The organism is Aerococcus sp. L_32, assembly GCF_050689315.1.
Window position 1 is genome coordinate 1 of the sequence record NZ_JBOEQF010000619.1, and the last position, 1,012, is coordinate 1,012.

Below are 1,012 nucleotides of genomic sequence, written 5' to 3' on the forward strand. Positions count from 1 at the left end.
TGGATAGTACTTTTTGATGTAGTCGACAGCATCTTTAAAGGCAGCAACATCAAATCGATCTACCGAAATACCAATCTTTTTGTTAGGGAAGAAACCATCAAAACCTTCTCCACTCGTGTAAATTACTGGTAGGGATTGGCTCATCGCTTCAACATAAACTAGGCCAAATGTTTCAGGTGAAGATAGCAGGGCAAATATATCTGCTGTTCGGTAAAAGGCAATTAATTGATTTTTATCCATTGGCTCGTGGTAATTCACGTATGGTTTTTTAATTAATTCATCAAAAATACCCTGGTCCCAATTAGGACCGATAATATGTAATTCAGCTGGCGCTTCATCCTGGTTATAGGCAGCGACATAGTCTGCTAAAGTCAGCAGGTTTTTAGCCTTTTGAACTTTTGCGGTCGCAACAATTTTTAAAGGCTCATTTAAAGTCCCTTGGCGATCTTCAAAGGCATGTTCATGCCAGAACTGATCGATACCGTTTGGCAAGACTAAGGTCTTTGCTAATAACTCCTTTTTAATTGATGTAGGAATATATTTTTCAAAAGTATTCTCAAAATTATTTTGTGAGATAAAGATAATTTGACTGGCATTCTCCAAAATATTTAAACCAATAGGTCTCAACCAAAATGCTTTTTTAAAGAAATCAGCTACTTCATTGCTTCTAACTGCTACAACGTAAGGTGTCCCATATTCTTTATGAATTTGGTAGGCCATATACCCGTTGGTAAATAGGGAATGTGCGTGAATTAAGTCGTATTCGCTAGTTTTATAGCGTTTTTTCAAATCTCGATAGATTTTATTTTGCTTATAGAAGTAGAAAAATCGCTCGATTTGATTGAAGACACGGACAGTTTCTGCATATGGTGCTCTAGAAGCAATCCGTTCTTCTGGAAATTGATTTGAGATAGGGACGTATACATCAATATCATGTCCGTCAGCTACTTGACGATCAAATAGTTGCTGAAACAAGGGTGATGTTGAATAGTAAGAACAAGTATGTAAGATC

General features: G+C 36.7%; 1 protein-coding gene. It reads right to left on the reverse strand.

What is annotated here, in order from left to right; translation table 11 throughout:
* On the reverse strand, positions 1-975 hold a 975-nt coding region (locus tag ACRCJ0_RS15205; RefSeq protein WP_431391047.1), incomplete at its 3' end, for a glycosyltransferase family 4 protein.
* Positions 976-1,012 lie beyond the last annotated feature (37 nt).